This is a genomic window from Streptomyces shaanxiensis, assembly GCF_039537145.1.
Taxonomy (GTDB): domain Bacteria; phylum Actinomycetota; class Actinomycetes; order Streptomycetales; family Streptomycetaceae; genus Streptomyces; species Streptomyces shaanxiensis.
The window spans coordinates 587940-605775 of sequence record NZ_BAAAZY010000012.1 but is presented as its reverse complement, the minus strand read 5'-3'; the positions used below and the strand labels follow the sequence as shown (position 1 = coordinate 605775).

At 70.3% G+C, this 17836-nt stretch carries 13 protein-coding genes; 6 read left to right on the top strand and 7 right to left on the bottom strand.

The window, feature by feature from the left end; genetic code table 11:
- Positions 1 to 67: 67 nt before the first annotated feature.
- Genes ABD932_RS25765 through ABD932_RS25755 form a run of 3 tightly spaced genes read left to right on the top strand, consistent with a single transcriptional unit; the run spans position 68 to position 3021 of the window.
- Positions 68 to 1618, top strand: coding sequence for a DHA2 family efflux MFS transporter permease subunit (locus ABD932_RS25765; protein WP_345015883.1), 1551 nt, complete (start codon positions 68 to 70; stop codon positions 1616 to 1618).
- Between the two features lie 5 nt (positions 1619 to 1623).
- Positions 1624 to 2253 carry a TetR/AcrR family transcriptional regulator gene (locus ABD932_RS25760; protein WP_345015882.1) on the top strand — a complete coding sequence of 210 codons (630 nt, stop codon included), beginning with the start codon at positions 1624 to 1626 and terminating at the stop codon, positions 2251 to 2253.
- 33 nt (positions 2254 to 2286) lie between these two features.
- Positions 2287 to 3021: a Mut7-C RNAse domain-containing protein gene (locus tag ABD932_RS25755; RefSeq protein ID WP_345015881.1), complete on the top strand. Its 735-nt coding sequence runs from the start codon at positions 2287 to 2289 to the stop codon at positions 3019 to 3021.
- Here the strand turns inward: ABD932_RS25755 and ABD932_RS25750 are convergent.
- From ABD932_RS25750 to ABD932_RS25730, 5 genes are all read right to left on the bottom strand, one after another.
- Entirely contained in the window at positions 3018 to 5420 is a 2403-nt protein-coding gene (locus ABD932_RS25750) for a galactose oxidase family protein (protein WP_345016414.1), read from the bottom strand. The genes ABD932_RS25755 and ABD932_RS25750 overlap by 4 nt on opposite strands.
- Before the next feature lie 11 nt (positions 5421 to 5431).
- Positions 5432 to 6637 (bottom strand): glycosyltransferase, encoded by a 1206-nt coding sequence (locus tag ABD932_RS25745; protein ID WP_345015880.1) that lies wholly within the window; start codon positions 6635 to 6637, stop codon positions 5432 to 5434.
- The gene (locus ABD932_RS25740) at positions 6634 to 8283 is read right to left on the bottom strand and encodes an ArnT family glycosyltransferase (protein WP_345015879.1); all 1650 of its coding nucleotides are present in this window, start codon (positions 8281 to 8283) and stop codon (positions 6634 to 6636) included. Before ABD932_RS25740 ends, ABD932_RS25745 begins: the two co-directional genes overlap by 4 nt.
- A complete protein-coding gene (locus tag ABD932_RS25735; protein WP_345015878.1) occupies positions 8280 to 9557 on the bottom strand; it encodes a glycosyltransferase in 1278 nt (425 codons plus the stop codon). Before ABD932_RS25735 ends, ABD932_RS25740 begins: the two co-directional genes overlap by 4 nt.
- Before the next feature lie 191 nt (positions 9558 to 9748).
- Entirely contained in the window at positions 9749 to 11782 is a 2034-nt protein-coding gene (locus ABD932_RS25730; RefSeq protein ID WP_345015877.1) for a thioredoxin domain-containing protein, read from the bottom strand.
- Between the two features lie 338 nt (positions 11783 to 12120).
- Here ABD932_RS25730 and ABD932_RS25725 point away from each other — a divergent pair, with 338 nt between their 5' ends.
- The gene (locus tag ABD932_RS25725) at positions 12121 to 15321 is read left to right on the top strand and encodes a tetratricopeptide repeat protein (RefSeq protein WP_345015876.1); all 3201 of its coding nucleotides are present in this window, start codon (positions 12121 to 12123) and stop codon (positions 15319 to 15321) included.
- 76 nt (positions 15322 to 15397) lie between these two features.
- Here ABD932_RS25725 and ABD932_RS25720 read toward each other — a convergent pair whose 3' ends face one another.
- Positions 15398 to 15649 carry a hypothetical protein gene (locus ABD932_RS25720; RefSeq protein WP_345015875.1) on the bottom strand — a complete coding sequence of 84 codons (252 nt, stop codon included), beginning with the start codon at positions 15647 to 15649 and terminating at the stop codon, positions 15398 to 15400.
- Entirely contained in the window at positions 15642 to 16523 is an 882-nt protein-coding gene (gene mca / locus ABD932_RS25715) for a mycothiol conjugate amidase Mca (RefSeq protein WP_345015874.1), read from the bottom strand. Before mca ends, ABD932_RS25720 begins: the two co-directional genes overlap by 8 nt.
- A 148-nt stretch (positions 16524 to 16671) precedes the next feature.
- On the opposite strand from mca, the gene ABD932_RS25710 reads away from it, so the two are divergent.
- Both ABD932_RS25710 and greA read left to right on the top strand, forming a co-directional pair.
- Positions 16672 to 17070, top strand: coding sequence for a DUF4307 domain-containing protein (locus tag ABD932_RS25710; RefSeq protein ID WP_345015873.1), 399 nt, complete (start codon positions 16672 to 16674; stop codon positions 17068 to 17070).
- A 220-nt stretch (positions 17071 to 17290) separates the two neighbouring features.
- Positions 17291 to 17791 carry a transcription elongation factor GreA gene (greA, locus tag ABD932_RS25705; protein ID WP_126394557.1) on the top strand — a complete coding sequence of 167 codons (501 nt, stop codon included), beginning with the start codon at positions 17291 to 17293 and terminating at the stop codon, positions 17789 to 17791.
- Positions 17792 to 17836 lie beyond the last annotated feature (45 nt).

The window sequence follows — 17836 nt, the reverse complement described above, 5'->3', positions numbered from 1 at the left end:
CAGATCCCGCCTGCCAACAGCAGATCCCTATTGACAGTAACTAGATTTTGAGAGCTACTCTCATTTCATGGAAACTGTCACTTCAGATCCGCGCCGTTGGTGGGCGCTCGGCGCCCTGGTCGCGAGCTTGCTGACCCTCGGCTTCGACATGACGATCCTCAACGTGGCCCTGCCGACGCTGGCCGCCGACCTCGGCGCGAGCACCGGCCAGCAGCAGTGGATGGCCGACGCGTACGTCGTCGTCTTCGCGGCCCTGATGCTCCCCGCGGGCCTGCTCGGCGACCGCTTCGGGCGGCGGCTGATGCTGATCACCGGGCTCGGGATCTTCCTCGTCGGCTCGCTGGTCGGCGCGCTGGCCGGCGACGTGAACACGGTGATCGCCGCCCGTGCGGTGATGGGCGTCGGAGCGGCGCTGGTCACCCCGCTCGGGCTCGCCGTCCTGCCCTCGCTCTTCGGCCCCGAGGAGCGCACCAAGGCCGTCGGCATCGTCTCCGCCGCCTCGGCGCTCGGACTGCCGCTGGGCCCGATCATCGGCGGCTGGCTGCTGAACCACTTCTGGTGGGGCTCGGTCTTCCTGGTCAACGTCCCGATGGCCGCGATCGGCATCGCCGCCTGCGTCCTCCTGCTCCCGGAGACGAAGGACCCCGCCTCCCCGAAGGTCGACACCGTCTCCACCGCGCTCACCGCGACCGGCCTCGGCGCGCTGATCTACGCGATCATCGAGGCGCCCGTCCGCGGCTGGGGCGACTCCCTGGTGGTAGCCATGCTCGGCGCCGCCATCCTGCTGATCGCCGCGCTGGTGCTGCGCGAGCGGCGCGTCGAGCGGCCGATGCTCGACATGACCCTGCTCGCCCACCGCGGCTTCCTCTTCAACACCGTCGCCGCGACCCTGGTCATGTTCGTCCTGTCCGGCCTGCTGTTCGTGCTGCCGCCGTACCTCCAGGCGGTCCTCGGCCACGACGCCCTCGGCACCGGCGTCCGGCTGCTGCCGATGATGGGCGGCATCCTGGTCGCCTCACGGACGGCCCCTCCGGTCGTCACCCGGTTCGGTGCCCGGGCCACGGTGAGCGCGGGCCTGGTGGTGCTGGCCTTCGCCGCGTTCCTCGGCAGCCGTACGACGGTCGACTCGGGCTACGGCTTCACCGCGCTGTGGCTCTCCCTGACCGGTCTCGGCTTCGGTTTCTCGCTCATGCCGGCCATGAGCAACGCCCTGGGCACCCTGCCCCGCGACCGCGCCGGCAGCGGCTCCGGCCTGCTGATGACCCTGCGTCAGGTCGGCGGCGCGATCGGCATCGCGCTGCTCGGCAGCCTGCTCTCCAGCGCCTTCCGGGACCGGCTCGACGTCACCGGGCTGCCCGCGCGGGCCGCCGACACCGCCGGGGAGTCCGTGGTCGCGGCGCACCTCGTCGCCGAGCGGGCGGGCGCGGGAAGGGCAGCCGAGCTGGCGGCCTCCGCGAACAGCGCGTACGTCCACGGCATGGGCGTCGTCCTGCTGGTGTGCGGCATCGCGGCCCTGGTCGCCGCGCTGCTCGCGGCCGCGTTCCTGCCGGGCACGCCCGGTGCGCCGAGTCCCGAGACCCCGGACATGGCTGCGGAGCGGGCCGATGCCCGACAATGACCCCCATGACCCCCGCACGGACCTCTCCCCCCTCCGACCGTCCCCAGCTGGGACTTCGTGAGCGGAAGAAGATCAAGACCCGGACGGCGATCCGCACCGCGACCTACGCCCTGATCAAGGAGCAGGGCTACGACGCCACCACGATCGAGCAGATCGCCGAACGCGCCGAGGTGTCGCCGTCCACGGTCTTCCGCTACTTCCCGACGAAGGAGGACATCGTCCTCACGGACGAGTACGACCCGATCCTGCTGGACGAGCTGCGCAAGCGGCCGGCGGACGAGCCGTGGATGGATTCCCTGCGGTACGTCATGCGGCTGGCCATCGGGGCCGCGACCGAGGACGAACCCGAGGTCGTCCGGCTGCGCTCGCACCTGCTGGTCCAGGTCCCCGCGGTGCGCTCCCGGATGCTGGAGAGCATGTCGGTCACCGGCCGGATGCTCGGCGAGGCCATCGCCGAGCGCACCGGCATGCCAAGGGACAGCTTCGAGGTGCGGGTCTTCACGATGTCCCTCATCGGCGGCCTTGCGGAGATCTCCCTGTACTGGGCCGAGAACGACTTCAAGGACGACCTCCACTCCCTCCTCGACCGCGCCCTGGACGTCATCGAGCACGGCCTCCCCGGGAAAAACACCTGAGGAGTGAGCCCCGGACCGTGACATCCTGACCGGGTGAACGGTCCCGAGATCCACGTCGAGTTCGCCCCCGAGCTGCGCCTGTTCCTCCCCAACGGGCGGCGCCAGGACGGTGCCGCCCGGGTCGGTACCGACGGCGTCTCGACCCTCGGCCATGTCGTCGAGTCCCTCGGCGTCCCGCTGACCGAGGTCGGCACCCTGCTCGTGGACGGCAGGGAGGTGCCGGTGTCGCACGTCCCGGCGGGCGGCGAGTCCGTGGCCGTACGGCCCGTCGGGCGCCCCCAGCGGGTGCCCGGCGCTCCCCTGCGCTTCCTGCTCGACGTCCATCTCGGCACCCTCGCCCGGCGCATGCGCCTGCTCGGCGTGGACACGGCGTACGAGTCGACGGACATCGGCGACCCGGCGCTCGCCGCCCTCTCGGCCGCCGAGCAGCGGGTCATGCTCAGCCGCGACCGAGGTCTGCTGCGGCGCCGCGAGCTGTGGGCCGGTGCCTTCGTCTACAGCACCCGCCCCGACGACCAACTCCGCGACATCCTCGACCGGTTCCGCCCCGAGCTGCGTCCGTGGACCCGCTGCACCGCCTGCAACGGCCTGCTCAAGGAGGCCACCAAGGACGAGGTGGCCGACCAGCTGGAGGGCGGGACGCAGCGGTCGTACGACGTCTTCGCGCAGTGCACCCAGTGCGGGCGCGCGTACTGGAAGGGCGCGCACCACGAACAGCTGGTGGCCATCGTGGAGCGCGCCCTCGCGGACTACGGAGCTGAGAGCTAACGCCGGGTCACATCACCCTTTCCGCAGGCGATTGAGTCCCTGTTCCGGTCCAGCCGCAGCGGATCGTCCTTGCCGTTGACCTTCAGTCGGCCGTAGTCGTTCTTCTTCAGCCAGTCGCAGCGGGACTTCGTCGTCGCCTTCACGGTCGGCGGGAAGTCCGTCGGGACGCAGACGTTGGCGGAGCCGTAGTGCCGGTCGCAGCCGGAGACGGTCGGGCCGACCTTCTGCGACGTGCGCTTCTTGCCGGGGCCCGTGACCTTGCCCTGGAGGTTGTCGGCGAAGTCGTGGACATGGGCGGAGGCGTCCGTCGCGCTCAGGGCCTGCGGGCCCTGGAGGTGCACCCACTTGGCGACCGACGGCACCCCGTTCGCGTCGACCGCGAAGAGCATGTACCAGCCGGGCGGGGCCAGGTTGGGGTTGCTCGTCACGTTCAGGTCGATGTTGTTGCCGTCCACCGACAGCGGCAGATCCACGAACCGCTGGTTGGGGTCCGAGGAATGCGTCACCGCCGCCGGGCGGATCAGTTCGGCCTTGGCGATGGGCCGGTCGACGGTGATGCGCTGGGTTTCGCCGTACGTCCACTCGGTGTCGATGACCGAAGTGATCGTCGGGCGCGGGCCCTTCAGCAGATACGGCGGGGTGTAGACCGACACGTCGTGGTTCCAGCTGCCGTTGCCCGGGTTGTCGCCGGTCGTCATCACCCGGCCGTCGGGCAGCAGGAACGCCGAGGAGTGGTAGCCGCGCTCCTCCGGGTCCGGGGCCACCGGGTCGAAGGTGTTGGTCGCCGGGTCGTAGAGCGACGTCTCGTACACCGGGTCGGCCCGGTTGTGCAGCGCGCCGCCGGTCTCCAGGACCTTGCCGTCGGGCAGCAGCACGGCGGAGACGTACATCTTGCCCTGGTTGCCGGTCTGCGGGACCTTGCCGGCTCCGAGGTCGACGGTGCCCTGCGGGATCGGCGGGCCGGCGACGTAGGACGGGTTGGGCTGCTTGAGGTCGATGACGTCGGTGAGGCGGTTGGCGTCCGGGTTGGAGTCGATGTTGCCGCCGCCGATGGTGAGGACCTTCTGGTCCTGGGCCGGGGGCAGCAGCACGCTCGCGGACTGGTCGCGCTGGTCCTTGTTCTGCAGTCCGGGGACCTGGGTGATCGTGTTGGCGTTGTAGTCGTAGATCGCCGATCCGGTGCCGGGGATGTTGTTGCCGAACGTGTGGCTGCCCGAGTAGAAGAGGCGGCCGTCCTGCATCAGGATCATCGACGGGTACAGGCCCCAGTAGGACCAGGTCTGGTTGACCTTCCAGAGTTCGAGCCACTTCTGCTCGGCGTCGGACCACAGCTCGGCGGCGACCGAGCCGGTCGAGTCCTCCTTCAGCCCGCCGAAGGAGATCACGTCACCGTTGCCGAGGATCGTGGCCGACGGGTACCAGTGGCCGTCGTTCATGTCGTTGGTCTTGCTGTAGGTCTCGGTGACCGGGTCGAAGATGTACGAGTCCTTGTAGCCCTGGTAGCCGATCGTGCCGTCCGCCGACGGATAGCCCTTGTTGCCGCTCATCACGAGCACACGCCCGTCGTCGAGCTGGACGTGGCCCGCGCAGAACATGTCCTTGGGCGTGGGGATCTGCTTGTACGTGCCGTTCTGCGGGTCGTAGACCGCGCTGGTGAACGTGCCCGCCGCGAACTTCTCGGGGTCGTTGCCGGAGCCCGCGATCAGCAGCACCTTGCCGTTGTGGAGCACGACGGAGTGCATGGAGCGGACCGGATTCTTGGTCGGCAGGACGTCCCAGCGGCCGTTCGCGCACTCCTCCGCGGTGCCCGTGCACACCGGGTCGGGGACGGGGTCGGCGACCTGGTCCATCGTGTAGTCGTCGGTGGTGACGGAGCCGGTGCCGTAGACGGAGACGCCCCAGGCGATCCGGTCGGTGCCGGCGGGCACCTCGGGTGTGCGGACCGTCGCCTCGGTCCAACCGCCCGCCATCTCCAGCGTCTTCAGGTCGGTCCAGTACTGCCAGCCCGCCGTGGGGTCGTGCCGGAAGAGGGTGACCGAGGTGTCGGGGGTGGTCGACTTGTACCAGAGCCCCAGGTCGTACTGCTTGCCCGGCGTGACGACGGGCGCGCACTCGGCGGACTCGGTGATGAGCGCCTTGCGGTCGCCGTCGACGCGGCGGGTGAGCGTGACCTTCATGGCCTTGCCGCCCGAGTGGGCGTCGGCCACCGTCTCGAAGGTGAAGTCGTTGTCGCCCCAGCCGGACTTCTTCCAGCAGTAGGGCATGTCGTCGGTGCCGGCGGTCTCGAAGCCGGGGTTCTTGATGAGGTTGGCGGCGGAGGCGGGCTGGGGCGCGGTGAGGAGGAGGCCCCCGGTGAGGCCCAGCACGGCCAGCAGGGCCGTTCTCCGTCCGGCTCTCATGCGGCTCGATCTCATGCAGTACTCCTTGCTGTGCGGCTCCCGCGCCCGGTCCCCTTCCGGCCCCGGCGCGGCAGATAGACCAGCGCTTCGGTACCGGCGAAGCGCAGGACGAAGGTGACGACCAGGGCCAGTGCCGTGGCGGGCAGCACGGCCAGCCCGAACTGCCCGACGAGCAGCGCGATCAGCGGGATGCGCAGCACCAGGTCGGCGTTGGCGAGCAGCGCGAACCGGATGGTGCGGTCGGCCCAGTGGCGGTGCCGGCGGCGGTCGCGGAACAGCAGCTTCTCGATCAGCAGGAAGTTCCAGGCCACGCCGAACTGGTTGGCGACGATCTCGGCGGGGAGGTAGTGCAGCCCTGCCTGGGTCATCGCCCACAGCGCGGCCAGGTTCGGCACGAAGCCGGTGAGCCCGATCAGCCCGAACACCACCATGCGGGCCAGCGGGTCGGCCGTACGCAGCCCGGCGAGGTGCCGTAGGAAACGGCGCCCCTCCGCCGCCGTGGACTTGGACTCCCCCGCGAACCGCTCCTGGAACACGAACGGCACCTCGGTGACCGTGCGCGGGCGGCTGCGCACGGCCAGCTCCAGCAGGATCTTGTAGCCGAGCGGCTTGAGCGCCTCCGCCGTGATGTCGCTGCGGCGGATGGCGAAGAAGCCGCTCATCGGGTCGCTGATGCCGTGCAGCCTGCGCGGGAAGAGGGACTTGGTCAGCCAGGTCGCGCCACGTGAGACGGCCACCCGGTAGCTGCCCGCGAGACCGGCCCGGCTGCCGCCCTTGACGTAGCGGGAGGCGACGACGAGCCCGGCGTTCGCGCGCTCGCCGGTGGCGACCAGGTCCGGCACGAGGGACGGCGGGTGCTGGCAGTCGCCGTCCATGACGACGATCCAGTCCGAGCCGGCCGCCTTCATCCCCTCGACGACCGCGCCGCCGAGCCCGCCGACGGGTTCGTCGCGGTGGATGACGGTGACGGGGAAGGGGCAGTCCTGCGCGGCCTCCCTGATGACCTGCGGGGTGTCGTCGGTGGAGTCGTCCACGAAGACGACCTCGCAGGGCAGCCGGGACGGCACCGACTCGGTGATCTGATGCAGCAACTGCCGCACGTTCGCCGACTCGTTGAAGGTCGGTACGACGATGGTGACGGCGCCCGGCTCGGGCACCTCGACGGCCTCTACGGACGGATCGCCCAGCTCCCCGGGGGCGGTGTACTCGTGGGTCATCGAACGCCTCCGGAGGCTGTCTGGATCTGGCGGATCTCGATGCGGTCCTCGCCGCTGCCGAACACGGCGACCGGCGTCGAGTGCTCGATGGCCGCCTTCACGTTGGGCAGCTCGACCGCGTCGCGCCGTACCGTCGGCGAGGCGACCACGTAGTCGAGGTCCTTCCAGCCGCGCGGCATCGTCTTCGTCACGGCCGGGTCGAGGTCGGCCTTGTAGAACCAGATGACGCCGAGCCCCGGCTTGTACCCGGCGTGCACCAGGTCCAGCCACAGCGCGTCGTCGACGAGGACGCGGGTGTCCTTCGGGTCCGCCACCTCGGTGGACAGCCACTTCGAGGCTGCCTGGTAGGGCGCGTTGGCGTCGGCGGTGACGGCGGTGCGGTCGCCGTCGTACCAGCGGGGGACGACGTACGCGCCGGCGGCGATGGCGAGGACGGCCGCGAGGGCGTACCGCCCGCCGGTGAGGTACCGGTGCTCGGCCTCGGACCGCCACCGCCGCAGGACGGCGTGGGCGACGGAGGCGGTTCCTCCGGCGAGGACCAGGGCGAGGAACGGCAGCGCCTGGATGACGTACATGGCGGGCAGGTAGCCGCTGGGGCGCATGGCCACCAGGGCGAGGATCGCCACCGCGAACGACGGTCCGGCCAGGGCGCGGGCGGTGACCGACCAGCGCCAGGTGAACAGGAGCAGCAGCGCGCCCGCGAGACCGCCGACGATGAGGACCCGGTCGTAGTAGAGCCAGGACTGGAGCACACCGTGCGAGCCGGAGCCCTGGTCGAGGATGAAGCCCGAACCCGGCCTGGTCATCTGGTACTTGATGCCGTCCCACAGCGAGACGTGCCCGTCGCCCGGGAACATCTCGCCCTTCAGCAGGGCGAACAGGGGGTAGGCCAGTCCGATCAGCGCGCAGGCGGTGACGGCGCCGGTGAGGGCGAACTTCCGGGTGTCGCGGTGGCTGTGCCGCCACATGGTGACGAAGACCGCCGGGAGGACGAAGAGCATCGTCTCCTTGGTCAGCACGGCCGTGGCGGCCGCCATCCCGGCGCCGAAGTGATGCCAGAGGTGGCGGCTCGGCGAGGCGGCGAGGGCGAAGGCGAGCAGCGTCCACATCACCGCGAGGTTGTCGAGGAAGATCTCCCGCTGGAGCACGACCGACAGCGGGGACAGCCCGAACAGGACCATGCCGAGCCCGGCCGCCCAGCGCGGCAGGGACAGCCGCCGCCCGAGCACGTACACCAGGACCGCGCTGACCGCGCTGATGACGAGCATCGCGGCGCGCATCGAGCCGACGGTCATCGACTCGGGGCTGAGCGCGGCCGGTATCCAGGTGAGCAGGGCTATCTGGATCCAGCCGAGCGGCGGGTGGTCGTACCAGTAGGTGTAGTGGGCGAGGCCCCGGCCCTCCTGGACGGCCCAGGCCTGGGCGAGGTAGGTGCCCTCGTCGTCGCTGAGGGTCGGGTAGTCGGCGATGTTCCAGCCCTGCACGACGAGGATCGCGACGAGGAGTACGCCGCACAGGAGCAGGTCGGAACGGGAGGAGCGGAGACGGTTCGGCGGGTCCGTTCGAGCGGTCGAACGCGTTTCAGGGACAGGTTGTCTCTGCGCGGGGACCTTCGGAGTGGTCACCGCGGGAAGGGTGGAGGTCACGCAGGGACGTCCTCTCGGAGGTCACGGGTCGCTTCGGCATCGGTGAGATGCGCGCCGACGTGGCTGGTCAACTCCCAGTCGTTCTGGCCGCGCTGCTCACGCCATACGGCGCGGACGGCGGCCCCGGCGAGGAGCACCTGGTAGAAGGGGCCGCCCACGACGAGCTTCACGTAGTGCACGAAGCGCACCCGAAGGCCGTACTGCTTGCCGAAGTCGTGCAGTCCGACGATCTCGAAGACGAAGGTGACGAGCGCGGTGACGGCTGGCAGGAAGGTGATGAAGGCGACGGTCACGGACACGTCGAGGAACACCGCGATCGCGATGTTGAGCGGGATGATGAGCCCGGTGAAGGCCTGCATGAACGGCGTCATGAGGGTGTACCGGGCGAGCAACCGCTGCCCGAAGGTGGGCAGTTGCTTCCAGTCCTTCTTCCGGTAGACCTGCAGGAAGCCCTGGTTCCAGCGGGTGCGCTGCTTGAGCAGCGACATCAGGCTGCCGGGCGTCTCCTCCTTGGTCACCATGTCGGAGTCGTAGGCGACGACGACCTTCTTGCCGACGCTGGAGAGACGGACGCCCAGGTCGCAGTCCTCGGCGAGGCAGTTGGGGTCCCAGCCGTCGGCCTCCCTGAGCACGTCTGTCCGCACGAAGACGGTGTTGCCGCCGAGCGGGATGAACCCCTTCTGCGCGTGCAGATGGAGCCGGGAGCGGAACCAGAAGAAGTACTCCAGGCAGTTGCGCAGGCTGTACCAGCTGGAGTGGAAGTTGATCAGCTGGACCCCGCCCTGAACCACGTCCGCCTTCGTCGTCCGGAACGCGTGGTCGACATGGGCGAGCAACTCCGGGTGGACCTGGTCCTCGGCGTCGAAGACCCCGACGACGTCGCCGCGGCAGTGCGGCAGCGCCGTGTTCATGGCCTTCGGCTTGTTCTTCTTCTCGTGGGTGTCGACGACGACGCGGACGCGCGGGTCACGCGCCGCGGCCCTCTCGGCCACCTCCGTGGTCTCCGGGTCGTCGTGTCCGACGATGACGATGATCTCGAAGTCGGTGTGTGTGGACTCCAGCAGTCGCTGGATGGTGTGGTCCAGCACGGCCTGTTCGTGCCGGGCCGGCAACAGCAGCGAGAACGACACGTGCTCGCCGCCGTCCGGTCTGCTGAACCGGGTGGAGGCGAGCACCTCGGGCGTACGCCACGCGTGCATCTGCCACCACAAGGTGAAAGCCGCCATCCAGAACAAGGCCAGCGAGACGACGGCTATGAAGACAGACGTCAGCAACAGATCCCCCCAGATCCCCAATGCCCCCTGTTGCGACAGTGAGCCACATCTGTCGCGGAACTGTGTAGACATTAAGGGTGATCTGTGAAGTCCGCAGGCCGTTTCAGTGAAGAGCGCGTTTCATCACAACGATCCCCGAGAGTGAACAAATCGAACACAGCCTGCGTAAGTGCCCCACGCCCGCCGCCGTTTCAGCTGCTCAGCGCGGCTTTCAACCGGCTCGGATCGGTGGTCGGGGCATCGCAGGTGAAGTTACGGCAGACATAGGCGGCGGGTTCACCCTGCTGCAACGGCCGGTCGGCGAGCAGCGGAAACTCGTCACTCTCCGGAGTACCCACGGCCACGACTGCGCCCGGGGCGGTGGCCAGAAGTGCCGTCCGGTGCAAGGTCTTTGTCGCCCGGTCGTCGAGGCTCGGTCCGACGATCGCGACCTCGCGGGGCCCGTCGAGGTTGGCCTCGGCGACGGCAAGACCCCAGCCGATGAAGCGGGGGACGCGTGGACCGAGGGCCTTCACGACGCCCAACGCCCGCTCGGCGGCGATGCGATGAGGCTCGGCACCGGTCAGGGCGGCGTAGCTCAGCAGGGCGCCGGCCGCCGCGGTCCAGCCGGAGGGGGCGGCGTTGTCGGTGGGGTCCTGCGGCCGGCGGATCAGCTGCTCGGCGTCGGCCGCGGTGTCGTAGAGGGCGCCGGACTCCTCGTCGGTGAAGCGGGCGAGGACGTGGTCGAGCAGGAACCCGGCGAAGTCCAGCCAGACGCCCTCGCCGGTGACCGAGGCCAGCGCGAGGAAGCCCTCGGCGACGTCGGCGTAGTCCTCCAGCACGCCCGCGTTCGCGCCGACCTTGCCGTCCTTGCTGGTGCGGGCGAGGCGGGCGTGGTCGTCGAGGTGCAGCCGGACGAGGAGGTCGGCGGCGCCGAGGGCGGCGTCCACGAGGTCGGGGCGGTCGAAGTAGGCGCCGGTCTCGGCGAGGGCGGCGACGGCGAGGCCGTTCCAGGCGGCGACGATCTTGTCGTCACGGCCGGGGGCGGGGCGCGTGCCGCGCTGCCGGAGGAGGCGCTCGCGGATCGAGGTGATCTTCTCGGCGTCGAACAGCCCGTCCTGCTGCGGCAACTGGAGGACGGAGGAGCCGTACTCGAAGGTGCCCTCCTCCGTCACACCGAAGTACCGGGCGGCGAGCTCGGCGTCGTCGTCGCCGAGGACGTCACACAGCTGCTGCGGGGTCCACACGTAGTAGGCGCCCTCGACGTGCTTGCCGGTCCCGTCGTCGCTGTCGGCGTCGAGCGCGGAGGCGAACCCGCCCTCGTCGGTGCGCAGTTCGCGCACCATGAAGTCCGCGGTCTCCAGGGCCACGCGGCGAGCGAGCTCGGAGCCGGTGGCGCGCCAGAGATGGGCGTAGGCGCGGCACAGCAGGGCGTTGTCGTACAGCATCTTCTCGAAGTGCGGCACGACCCAGTCACGGTCGACGGAGTAGCGCGCGAAGCCGCCGCCGAGCTGGTCGTAGATACCGCCGCGGGCCATGCGCTCACAGGTGTCCTGGGCCATCTGCAGCGCGCCCTCGGCGCCGGTCCGCGCATGGTGGCGCAGCAGGAACTCGATCACCATGGACGGCGGGAACTTGGGCGCCCCCGCGAACCCGCCCCGCTGCTCGTCGTACTCCCGGGTGAGCCCGAGCAGCGCCTGGGCCAGCTCCTGCTCGCCGGGGGCCTCCGTGCCGCCGTAGGAGATCTCCCGCCCGGCGAGGTCCCGCACGATCTTCCCCGCGACGTCGGCGACCTCGTCCCGCCGGTCGGTCCAGGCGCTGCGCACGCCCTCCAGGACCTGCCGGAAGGCCGGCATGCCGGAGCGGGGGGTGGGTGGGAAGTAGGTGCCGAAGTAGAAGGGCTCGGCGTCCGGGGTGAGGAACACGGTCATGGGCCAGCCGCCCTGGCCGGTGGCCGCCTGAACGGCCTCCATGTAGACGGCGTCCACGTCGGGGCGTTCCTCGCGGTCGACCTTGACGCTGACGAAGTGGGCGTTGAGGTAGTCGGCGGTCTCCTGGTCCTCGAAGGACTCGTGTGCCATGACGTGGCACCAGTGACAGCTCGAATAGCCGACGCTGAGCAGCACGGGGACGTTACGCTTCCGGGCTGCCTCGAAGGCCTCCGCGGACCAGGGCCACCAGTCGACCGGGTTGTCGGCGTGCTGAAGGAGGTACGGGGACGTCTCGTGCGCCAGTCGGTTCGGCATGGTGTCCATCCTGCCGCAGTACCCCGCCGTCACGCGTCCGCACCCACGCCTGCAGCGGTGAAGCTGCGCTACGACCACAGGATCCGTCCGTCCCGCGATCAGCTCCGCACCCGCCCGTGGGTCTGCGACCGCGGGGCCGTGCGCGACCGGGATCAGAACGCCGAGTACAACCTTCGCGCCGAAGGGCGCAGACTCCTCGCCGCAGGGCTTGCGGAGAGGTAAAACGCCTGTGGAGCCCGCGTAAGACCCCGCAAGCCGGGGCAGTGGGTGATGAAGCAGGAACCACCGAGCGGCAAAGCCGCCTGGAATCCTGGCCTTGAAGGCCGGGGGGAGGCCACATGCGGGACAGCCATCGGGCCGATGCCGAGCGGCTGTTGGCCCGGGCCGTGGAGGAGGAGGTGCGGCGCTCGGGCGGGAGCGTCGACGGCCAGGTGCTGTTGTCGCGGGCGCGCGGGGCGCTGGACTCCATGGCGCAGACGGCGGCCGAGGAGTACGAGGCGTATACGCGCGCGCTGGACGAGGCGGAGGCCGGCCGGCTGACGTTCGGGCAGCGGTTCGCGCGGGAGGGCGGCCGTACGCCGCTGATGGTGGCGGGTGTCGCGGCGATCACGGCCGTCGTCTCCGACCTGGCGCTCGGCACGGGCACGAGCACCGCGGTCGGCGCGGGCGTGACCGTGGGCGTCGTCGGCGCGGCGGCGACGGTCGCGAAGGTGGCCGGCACCCATCTGCCCGCCGCGCACCACCGCGCGGGCGCCGTCGGCCAGCCGGGCGGACCGGAACAGCTGCGGCTGCAGTGGCTGACGGCGCTGGAGGTACGGGGCATCCGCCCGTTCCTCGACCAGCAGCGGGTACTGAGCGCGTCCACCGGCCCGAAGAAGACGGGGCCGCGGCTGAAGGGCGCGGACAAGAGCGCGGCGGCCCGCGGCCGGAGCGTGCTGGAGCAGTCGTTCGGTCAGCTCCCGGAGCCGGAGGGCTCGTTCGCGGGCCGTAGGCAGGAGATGGCCCGCATCCGGCAGTGGGTGCAGGCGGCACGCGCGAGTACGGAGACGAAGCCGACGGTCGTCGTCCTGCACGGGGCGCCCGGCAGCGGTCGTACGGCATTGGCGGTCCGCGCCGCCCACGACCTGAAGGACCAGTTCCGCGGCGCGTGCGTGGTGGACCTGCGCGGCGACACGTCGGAGGAGCCGCCGCTGTCGACGAGAGACGCGCTGCTGCATCTGCTGAACCGTTTGGGCGCCCCGCGCGAGCAGCTCCTGTTCCGCGAGCGCTCGTCGGCCGACCAGCAGGTCAAGCGGCTGAGCGAGCTCTACCACCAGCACCTCACCGGCCTCCCGGTCACGGTCGTACTGGACGACGCCTCGGACCCGGAGCAGGTCCGCACCCTGATCCCCGAGCGCTCCGACAGCCTGGTCCTGGTCACCGCCCGCGAGCCCCTCGACCTGCCCGCGGACCTCGCCGCCTGGGTGCACCAGCTGCCGGTGGATTCGCTGGACGCGGCGGGCGCGGAGGAGCTGCTGACGGCGGCGGCGCAGGATTCCTCGGGGCCCTACGACGCCGAATCCACCGACCGGATACGGGAGTTGTGCGGCGGGCTGCCGCTGGCGCTGCGCATCGCGGGTTCGTCGCTGGGCCCGCGTTCACCGCGCACGCTGGCGACGGATCTGGGCGCGTACGGCCCGGTGGAGCCGATCGAACGGGTGCTGTGGCTGCGTTACACGGACCAGTCGGAGGTCGCGCGGCGCCTGCTGCGCAGGCTGGCTCTGGCGGGCCGGGCCTCGCTGGGCGCCGCCGCGGCGGCGTCGCTGCTGGCCACGGACGAGGCGGAGGCGACCCGCCACCTGGTGGCCCTGTCCCGGTCGGGTCTGATCGACCATGTGCGCGGCAGCCGCTACCGCCTGCACGACCTGGTCCGCGCCTTCGCCCAGGCCCGCCTCCTCGACGAGGAGGAGCCGGTGGAGCGTACGGCGGCGCAGGAGCGGCTGATCGTGAACTACGCGGAGCTGGCGGACTCCGTGCTGCGCCTGGTCGACGGCAACATGTCGACCCGCTCGGACCGCTTCAGCCCGCACGGTTTCACCTCGCTGGACGACGCGCTGCGCTGGCTGGACGACGAGTCGAGCTTCATCACGGCTGCGCTCCGGCACGCGGAGGACGTGAACCAGGCGGCGGTCCTGAACCTGCTCGGCGCCCTGTGCGACTACTGCCTCCTGCGGGGCGACCTCTACCGCCTCGGCGAGATCAGCGAGCTGGCGCAGGAGGTGGACCAGGGACTGCTGGTCCGCTCGGTGCAGTGGCGCACCGGCATCGCGGCCCGTCAGCTCGGCGAGCTGGACAAGGCCCGCACGACCCTGACGTCGGTCGTCGACCTCTACATGGAGGCCCACCACGACGCGGGCGCGGCCCGGGCCCTGTGCTCCCTCGGCATCACCCTGCACCACCAGGGCAACCTCACCGAGGCGGCGACGAAGCTCCGCGAGGCGCTGGACCTGCAGTCGGCCCCCGCGCTGGCGACGGACCGCGCCTGGACGATGCACGCGCTGGCGGCCGTGGAACGGGACCAGGGCCGGATCTCCGAGTCGCTCGGCCTCCTGACCGAATCCCTGTCCCTGCACCGCGCCGGCGAGTCGATCCACGGCGAGGCCTGGGCCCACTTCCAGCTGGGGCAACTGAGCCTGCGCATGGGCGACGTACCGAGCGCGGAAGCCGAGTTGCGCACGGCCCTGGAGTTGTACGGCCGTACGCGTGACGCCCGCGGCGAGGCCTGGGCGATGACCCAGCTCTCCCGTGCCCGCCTGGTCGCCGGTGACCCGTCCCCGGCGGTGGACGGACTGCGCCAGGCTGCGTCCCGGCACCGCGACAACGAGGACGCGCGCGGCGAGGCCTGGTCCGTCTACTACCTGGGCCAGGCCCTGGAGGAGACGGGCAACCTGGACCTGGCGGTCCGCGAGCTGGAACGTTCCCGCACGATGTTCTCCCGCATGCGCGACGTGTACGGTCTCGCCTGCGCCCGGCACCACTCGGCCCGCGTGACCCGCGACCAGCGGGCGGCCCAAACGGGCTCGTTGAAGAACTCCGGGTTCGCCCGCCAGCTGCTGATGGACGCCCGCGCCGACTTCCAGCGCATCGGCGTCGCGCACGGCGAGGCATGGACATGCCTGGAGCTGGCCGTGGTGGACGCCGGGAACACCCGAACCCAGCAGGCGCTGACGCTGTGCGAGGACGCGGTGGGGCTCTTCACGTCGTACGGCGACCGCAGAGGCGAGGACTGGGCACGGTTCCTGCGCTGCACCCTGCTGCCGTACGCGGCACCGGGGGGTGTCGAGATCGGGACGGCGGTGGCGCAGGAGGAACTGGCGCAGCTGGGACGCGACGGGCATGCGCTGCGGGACGGAAAGCTGGTCGACTACGTGGAGGCGTACCAGCTCCTGCTCGAACGCGGCGTGAGCCTGGAGGCCGGCTGGCAGGCCTGGCGGCTCGGCATGGTGCCGAACCGCCACGCGCGGGAGGTCATGGGGGTGCCGGTGGCGGCCCGGCAGTGACACGGCCGGTCCGGCACCGGTCCCCACCCGGCCGGGCCCTCGGTCGTCCTCGCCCCCGTGGCCGTCCTCGGCCTCGCTACGGCCTGGCGGTGCCGGTCGCTCCGGCGCTCTCGCCGGAGGCCTCCGCCTTCGGGTCCGGAGCCTCCTTGAAGTCGACCTTGCTCATGTGGCGGTTCATGGACTTCATCAGGCCCCACACCGCCACCGCCATCACCGCGAAGACGATGAAACCGAGGACGCCGGGGGTGACCTTGTCCTTGTCCACCTCCTTCGCGAGGGTGACGAGCTGTGTCATTGCCAGGCTTGCGCTTGCGCTCATGTCAGGCATTGTCGCGGATGCCCGCAAAGAGGTCGTCCTCGGGGAGGGAGGTATCGACGAGGGACTTCGCGAGCTCGTACTCCTCCGTCGGCCAGACCTCCCTCTGGAGCTCCAGCGGCACACGGAACCAGCCGCCGTCGGGGTCGATCTGGGTGGCGTGGGCGATCAGGGCCTTGTCGCGAATCTCATAGAAGTCGCCGCACGGGACGTGCGTGGTGATCGTGCGCTCGCCGCGCTCGAACTCGTCCCAGCGCTTGAGCCAGTCCCCGTACGGCGACTCCAGGCCGCGCTCCAGCATGGCGTCGTGCAGCGCCTGGGTGCGGGGGCGGTTGAAGCCCTGGTTGTAGTAGAGCTTCTGCGGCTGGTACGCGGGGCCGTACTCCGGCTCCGGGTACTTCTCGGTGTCCGTCGCGCCCTCGAAGGCCACCATCGAGATCTTGTGGGTCATGATGTGGTCGGGGTGCGGGTAGCCGCCGTTCTCGTCGTAGGTGGTGATCACCTGGGGGCGGAACGAACGGATCTGCTTCACCAGCTCGCCGGCCGCCTTGTCGACGTCCTCCAGGGCGAAGCAGCCCTCCGGCAGCGGCGGCAGCGGGTCGCCCTCGGGCAGGCCGGAGTCGACGAAGCCGAGCCACTCCTGCTTCACACCGAGGATCTCGCGAGCCTCGTCCATCTCTTTCTTGCGTACCTCGTGGATGTGCTCCTCGATGTACTTGTCGCCCTGAAGCTTCGGATTGAGGATGGAGCCGCGCTCCCCGCCCGTGCAGGTCACGACCAGCACGTCCACCCCCTCGGACACGTACTTCGCCATGGTGGCCGCGCCCTTGCTCGACTCGTCGTCGGGGTGGGCGTGGACGGCCATCAGTCGCAACTGGTCAGTCAAGACTCAATCCTCAAAAGTCGGCGCCCGGTGTGAACCGGTGCGATCGGCGGCTTCTATAGTGACCGAATCGGGGGGCGGATAATTCCGTGGTACGGCCCGCAGGCCCTCCTTTTAGGACATCCGTCCCGCCCCGGCCGAGAGGACGATCATGAGTACGGCGAGCACGCGACTGCCCGAGGGCCGCTACGGCCGTTCCTCGGACGCGCGCTCCGACCGCACGCTCAAGGTCGTCGGCGCCGTTCTCGGGGTGGCGCTGCTGGCACTGGTCGGCTTCTTCGGCTACCACTACGTCGGCCAGAACAAGATCAGCGCCGAGGTGATCGAGTTCGACGCGACGCAGGACGCGGTGAAGGTCCATCTGGAGGTCCGCAAGGACGCCGGCGCCTCCGGCTACTGCACGCTGCGCTCCCAGGCGGAGAACGGCGCCGAGGTGGGCCGGGCCGACTTCCGCTTCGACGGCGACGCGACTCGGATCGACAAGGTCGTCACACTCCGTACGACGTCCCAGGGGACGACGGCCGAACTGCTCGGCTGCCACGCCGACTGACTCCGGCTTCTCCGTCGATCGAAACCGCCCGACGCTGCTCGACGCCGACCGGTTCTGTCCTGAATGCGTAGGCCCTGACCTGCGTTGATGTGATTCTGATGGCTTATGTCCTCCCCCTTCGGCCATTGAATTGTTAGGCTCGTGGTTTCGCCCATCCGTGAAGGAACATCCTTCTGGGTAGGGCGATGCTTTGTATTCCCAGTACCGACGAGGAGCACCTGTGACCCAGACCAGCGAGAACGTCACCTGGCTGACCCAGGAGGCGTACAACCAGCTCAAGGCCGAGCTGGAGTACCTGTCTGGTCCTGCGCGCACGGAGATCGCAGCCAAGATCGCGGCCGCGCGCGAGGAGGGCGACCTGCGCGAGAACGGCGGGTACCACGCGGCCAAGGAGGAGCAGGGCAAGCAGGAGCTCCGTGTGCGCCAGCTGACCCAGCTCCTGGAGAACGCCCAGGTCGGCGAGGCGCCGGCATCGGCGGACGGTGCGGTGGCGCCCGGCATGGTCGTGACGATCGCCTTCGACGGTGACGAGGACGACACCATGACCTTCCTGCTCGCCTCCCGCGAGTACGCGAGCGCCGACATCGAGACCTACTCGCCGCAGTCCCCGCTGGGCTCCGGCGTCATCGGCCACAAGGTCGGCGAGGACGCCGAGTACGAGCTGCCGAACGGCAAGAAGGCCTCGGTGAAGATCCTGAAGGCCGAGCCCTACAGCGGCTGACCCGGACCCCGCGGCGGCTGACCCCGCCCGACAAGTCCTTGACCG